Origin of the sequence: Commensalibacter sp. W6292M3, assembly GCF_016101315.1 — a bacterium.
GTDB classification, from domain to species: Bacteria; Pseudomonadota; Alphaproteobacteria; order Acetobacterales; family Acetobacteraceae; genus Commensalibacter; species Commensalibacter melissae.
In genome coordinates, this window is record NZ_JACFQT010000001.1 from 764,449 (window position 1) to 771,400 (window position 6,952).

A 6,952-nucleotide genomic window follows, 5' to 3' on the forward strand; every position below is an offset into this window, starting at 1 on the left:
AACCCGCAAGGGGTATCCCGGCCTGCATTCCAAGTGATTTCGAATCACTGTCATACCTGTTACGGTTTTGCGGTGTGGTTATGTTCATGCTTCCCGTATTGATTGCTATGGATCCACTGGAGGTTTTTCCATCAAGAATTGAACCTTCTTCTGTAGGAATTTTATTGGTGATATGCGCACCATTTAAATTCAGGCTGCCGTTTTTATTATTAATAATTACGGAATGTTGTCCATTCACAATCGTATCGATTGCGGTCGTGCTGGAAGAATGCATATTGCTACCACTCAATGCCATATTGGCGTTGATCATTGCGCTTCCGCCCCCCATACCGATATCAGCTGTGACCCCTACACCAAAAGATTTGCTTGATGTTTTCCTTTTGGCTTTGTCAGTGGCATGACCTGCATTCAGGTTGATGTCCCTGCCGGCATTGAATATCACATCATTGCCATTAATCGTTGCCGCCGTGGCATTAATATCATTTTTTGCATTGATGCTAACTTTTCCACCTGCCGATACAACTGATCCCGTATCCCTGGTTGATTCCGTTGTCAGATGAGATTTGTTGGAGGAATGACCAATCGAGGCGTACGCACCAACCAAATTATAATTTGCAGCTGAACTGTTATTTTTATTCGCTTTATTAATTTTATCTATTTCTTGGGGAGTCATATTGCCTTTAATGGCTTGATCTTTGATCCCTGCTTTACCCAAACCGGTATCTATACCGGCATAACCCGCTTTGATACCATTAGTTAATATTGTTGTCTTACTGGTAGAATTGGCTGCCGCCAGTCCCAAACCCGCCATACCTCCGGCTACGGATTTTGTGTCAACCCCTGCTGTTAGCCCTGTAAAGCTGTCCTTGTGTTTTTGATCCCCTTTTACAATATTCTGAACAGTATTAAAGTTCACTGTATCTCCAGACATATTGATATCTTTGTTTGCATATATCATTGACCCATTAACATTGATGTCTTTTGCAGCATTTGCGTTAACACTACCCTCAGTTGAATTTATCATTGATCCTTGCCAGAGAGTTGAGGAATTACGGTTTTGATCAGTAATTTTTTTATTACCTACTTGTACACTCATTCCGCTTGGATTGCTAAAGAAACCAGTCTTGTTGACATGATGATAAGTATAATCATCTGTTGTGGATTTTAATGCATTTTCAGTAATGTTATTCCCCGCATCAATATTGATATCCCGAGTGGATTCAATAATTCCTGCAATATTCACATCTTTGTTTGCAAATAAATTTGTCTCACCACCTGAAAAAATATTTGATCCCATTTCTTTTGAATAAGCATGCTTATCCTCGAACGAACTTGAATTGAATGCACCTGATTTATGTCCCCTAACATCGGTGAGGCCCTTGTCCGTGACGGCGTTCAGACCGATATTGCCCGCGGATGACAGGGCTGCATCACCCCCGACATTCAGGGTGCTGCCCGCAAGGTTCAGGTCACCCCTTGTGGATTGCAGGATTGCGTTTCTACCGGCACTGACCATGGTTCCATAGTTCTTGGTCTGGTTACCGTTAAAGGCCAGTATTTCATGCTTTCCGTAACTGGCGCTGGAGGCGGCGGCATTCAGCTGTGCCGCACCAATATCGATCGAACCGGCCTGCATCGCCATATCGGATCCGGACTGGATGCTTCCACCTCGGCTGATGATGCTGTCACTCGCCTTGATCCCCATGGTTTCAGAGGCAAGGATCTTTCCCTGTGAACCAAGATAGGAGGACGTTCCCCCCTCAACAAGATAGTTGTTGATCGTGTCGCGATTGATGATCGAGCCGTTCTGGGCATTAAGGGACATGTCCCCGCCCCTTATGGTTCCGCCATCATTGATGATGTTGCCATGTGTGCTGGTGAGCGCGATCGAGTGTGTCCCCTCCATCAGGCCGGAATTGAGAATGGAGCCGGCCTGGATACCGACATCCTTGCCCACGATGGCGGCACCGGATATCACCGCGGTTTTTGGTGAAAGATACAGCTGGGGAACCAGCACCTGTCTGCCATCAACCAGCGCGGGAACATACCAGACAATATCCTTCGCAAGTGAGGCCTGCTGCTCCTTTGTCAAGGCGGTGCCGAATTTGAACCCGTGCTGGTCGGCCTCATCGGTGGCATTGTCGAGAAGTTCCTTCATCATATCAGCGGCATTGTTATATGTTCCACCGACAAAGCTGTGCCCTGTGGCCTGAAGATATTGCTGCTGTATATAGTTGCTGTCAAACCCTGCATCCCCCAGGAACATATATGAGCCGGCAATATTCAGGTGATCCAGCAGATATTGCGACCCATAGAATTTCTGCAAGGATGTATATTGTGGGCGGGTTTCAATAAGATAGCTTGATCCCTCCGGCACGCCACTTGTATTGACCTTACCCTGCTGGGTGGCAGCTTCACTGATTTTGCCCGCATCGTTGATATTAACAGCCCTCCCTACCTTGGCTGGGGCTGTACCGGGTTTGGCAAGGCTTTCATTATTGCTGATATTGTCAATATTACTGTTTCCATTAACATTGATATTACCATTCGTTTTATTACTATTAATATTGCCGTTACTGTTACCAATAACATTGATTTTACCATTCGTTTTATTATTATTGATATTGCCGTTATTGATACTGTGAATGTTTCCTCCGGTTATTTCACCAATACTGGCGGTGTCATTGCCCTTAATATCAGGATTAGGCCTGAACAAAGCGTGTCCACCGGCAATGGATGAGAGTATATCGTCAACACTTGCAGAAACTCCCTGATAATTAAAACCTGGAAGATGGACATGCAAACCCGGATCAATTCCCTCGGGATTGCCTACCCCACCATATCCTGGAAGCGTGGTGTTTTGACCGTTTACCCCTTTTCCACTTGATGAATTATTGACCAGATTACCTTCTCCAGGCCCATTCAATCCGTTTCTGCCCGTTTCACTCTGGACAGATGTCAATTGTTTTCCCGAGGGAAGGCTTGGATTGACCGTGACATAGTCATCAGGAGATGCATGTATCTTGATTGTCCGGTTATTAACCTGATTGGCCACTATCCCTATCAGGGTTCCACCTGCCATAATCGTGCCGCTCAATCCGGGATTATATGAACTATCCCCCCATACATATGCAATATTCTTATTGTTACCATCTAATGGAGGTGGATGTGAATAAGGAGGATTGGCTGCATTGGCTGGATCTTTTGGATATAGGGATCGGCAAAGTTTACCATTGTGACATACCAGTTTAAAAGTTATATCATCTTTATATCCGATATTGTCCAGGGATGACGCATTCAGGGTCATATCATGACCCGCTTCCAAATGACTTACATCATTGACAATCTTTCCGGAAGTTTCAATAATCAAGTCATGACCGGCCGTAACAATGGCTGAACTGCCTTTCAAGGTTGTTCTTGTTCCAGTTTCCGTCACCTCAATCCTGGCTTTTGGATTACCCCTACCTTGGGATAGAAACATGTAAAAATAACCACTTGCTGGGGTCCCATCCGCTTTGTACATATCTTTGGGAGCGTAAACCTTGATCATTTTTACATTACCCTTCCAAAAATATTTGTATAAATTGCTATCCCCACCCCAGCCACTTGTATTTAAGTCTTCCTCAAGGGCTATCTGTTTGTTGGATTTTCCGTATCCTTCCTGTCCTTCATCGTTAATCGCTTTATCATAGATAGTAGTGCTGTCAATTGTTTCCGTAACAAGTTTCCCAGTATAGCTGTTAGTAAAAGAGGCGGCCTTGATTGCAATATCCCCATTGGCGCTCTGTGTACGAATTAACCCTCCCTTGTTGATTATATCCCCATCAACATCCATGGCGATAGATCCCAAATCCGACTGAATAACCCCATAATTATTCAGCGTGTTTTGTCCATTATTGCCTTTAATGTTGATTGTCAGGTTGTTTCCGCTACTTAATAATCCAGATTGATTGTTTTGAAGCGAGGTCCCATCCAAGACCAATCCATTCATGGCCAATATGACACCATTATTTATGATGTTTCTTGCCGTGACATGAATATCGCCATTAGAGGTTATCCCACCATCCTGTCCGGCTTCATAATCTCCATGAATATTGAGATTAACCAGACCACCTTCATTTGCTCCCCTTAACGCCCCGAAGATAATACTGTTATTTTTTAGATCCCCTTCAATTGCTGCATTCAGTGCGGCAGCAGAAAGAATCTGGCCGGTAGATGAAAGTCCATTGCTTAGGACGTGCATATCTATATTACCTGAAGATTGTATAATACCGTTCTCATTCAGGTTTAAAAAGGATAGCGCCTGATTTTGCCGGTTAGCAGCAAGAACCATATTCCCCCTGACATTTTCATCAGTAGCTTGCTGCGTTATTATCATTCCACCCTGATTGTTTATATTATTGGCATAAAGGTTCATTCCTGTTGCAGCTTGCAAAGTTCCTTTGTAATTGTTTAATTCATTTAATCCGTTTCCATTTTGATTTTGCGCAATCGTCGTGCCACCATTCGTACTGATAATTACTCCCTCAGAATTATCCAAAGATGGTGTAAAAATCTGGATATTTTGTTTTGCTTGCAACCATCCTTTATTATTTAGAGCTTGCAAAGCAATCAGATCTGCCGTGCCATTTGAGGTGAGAACCTGCCCATATCTGTCCAATGTTACACGAGGCGCAACAAGCGATAATGTTCCTGTGTCTGATCCGATTTGACCATGAGCTTGATTGTGAATAGCCGTATTGGATTTAAGAACTAAACCTTTAGAGCCATATAAATAACCGTTTTCAAGATTATTGATATCTGCCGAGCTATTAGCAACAAGTTGACCTCCTGCAAGAATAAGCCCCTGATTATTCAAAGCGGAAGCAGAAAGCGTTATATTTCCTTGTTTATAGGCAGTAATCTCTCCATTATTTTGATTTGATAACAAAGAATCAGCTTGTAAATTTATATCCGAATTGGAATATATTCTGCCATTATCATTCACGAACGTATTGGCGAATACAGAGATATTCCCTGACGTATCAATATTTTGAACGATTCCTTGATTTTTCAAATATCCTTTCTGAATATTAAAAATAATAGAACCTTGATCTGCACTGATCATTCCGCTTTGAGTGTTAACCAGGTTAGATGCAGACAGATTTATACCTCTTCCACCCCATAAATTCCCTTGATTTACAAAATCAGAACCAATCGTAAGTGATAATAATCCATTAGAAAGAATTTTGCTTTCTTCAGAATTTTCAAGATGATTGGCAGCAAGATCAATATCACCAAAAGACTGAACCGTTCCTTTTTCATTTAAAAACTGTTCAAGCGCAAGAGCGGAAGAACCTTGATTGATACGGATATTTCCTTTTTGACTGGTCAATACACCATTATTGTTATTCAATTGTTTAGCTGCAATCGAAAGATCACTGAAAGCCTGTATATTCCCCTGATTGTTGTTAATTATATTAACTGGAACACTTTCCTGAACAGTCGATCCTCTTCCTTGCAATATTGTATTCGCATTTGTTGATAAAATGACACCATCAAGATTATTATCAATCCTGTCGGCAGTAAGATTGACAGTATCTTTTCCTTGGATCCATCCTCCTTCATTATCTATAACCTGTGAAAATATCTGAACAGTGTCACCAATCAATGAACCAGAAGCAAGCTTTTCATTATTAAAGGAAATTCCAGAACGGGTTGTTTGATTACCTGTTCGCTCTGATGTTTGGATATTTAATGAGCGAACAGCAGATACATACCCGTTATTTTCCAGAACGGAGGCAACAAGCTGTAAATTCTGATGACCAATCAAGATTCCTGCATTGTTAAACTTTGAAGAGAAAACCGTCAGGTCACCTCCCTGAACAAGAATTTGACCAACATGATCTTGGTTAATCCGATTTATGAACTGCTGATTAGCCTTTAAAGTGGCTTTCCCTTTTGCAAAAACGATGCCCTCGTTAATCATGTTTAGGCTATTTAGTAAAAGATGACTGTCCACAGCATTTGTTTGAATATTTCCCAGATTAAATAATCCCTGTTGCCCCATCACAGTCAGGTTCAGATCATTATTATCGGTATAAATCAATCCTGAAATTCCGTTTATTAAGGAATTAGAAGTTAAATCCATTCCAGAACCTGCTGCAATCTGGCCATTATTACCAACATTACCAGTATAGGTAGCGTGAATTTGCTTTTGTGCTGTCAATAAAGCCATATCATCACCTTGATAGGCAGCAGCATTGATTATAATATTTCCATTTGCCTGAATTTTGCCTGTATTTGTAATTGATGACAAAGTAGGGATAAGTTGTAAGGGTATAATAGCCAAATCACCATCTAGCGCCAGAATATTTCCTGAATTATCTAAAAAAGATGTTGATAACGTTAATCCCTTACTGGCTTGCAGAAATCCTCCATTACTTATTTTGTCAGAGACATTTAAATGTAAATTATCATCACTTAAAATTTGTCCATTGTCATTTTGCAGGGTTTTAGCCGTCAGCTGCATGATCTTTCCAGACTGAATTACGCCTGAATACTGACCCATAGAATGGTTGATAACATCTCCACCCAGTGTCAGGGTAACCGCTTTTGATCCATTGATTATCCCTGTATTATTAAGAGAATTTGCTGCAATGTTAATGTCACCTTCTGACTGGATCATTCCACCATTTAAAGTATTATCTGTATCGGAAAGAGAACCTTCATTAGTTAAAAGATTGCCTATTAATAATTGCGTTGCTGTTTTACCGAATATAGAACCTGAATTGGACAGAGAAGATGCCGATAAAGTTAAATAACCCTTGGAACTGTAAAGACTTCCCGCATTGAGAAGGCTATTGGCGATGGCAAGTGTTCCATTCCCGTTCAAGCTGCTAATGGAGGCATCCCTGTTATTCAGGGAAAGGTTGTTCGCGACAAGGCTAAGATCCTGCCGAGCCTGAATGTT

The 6,952-nt window shown here is 41.7% G+C and carries 1 protein-coding gene; it reads right to left on the bottom strand.

Going from position 1 to position 6,952, the window contains the following annotated elements:
- Positions 1–6,952 (bottom strand): hemagglutinin repeat-containing protein (locus tag H3T57_RS03490; RefSeq protein ID WP_198193204.1); only part of this gene is annotated, 6,952 nt, incomplete at both ends.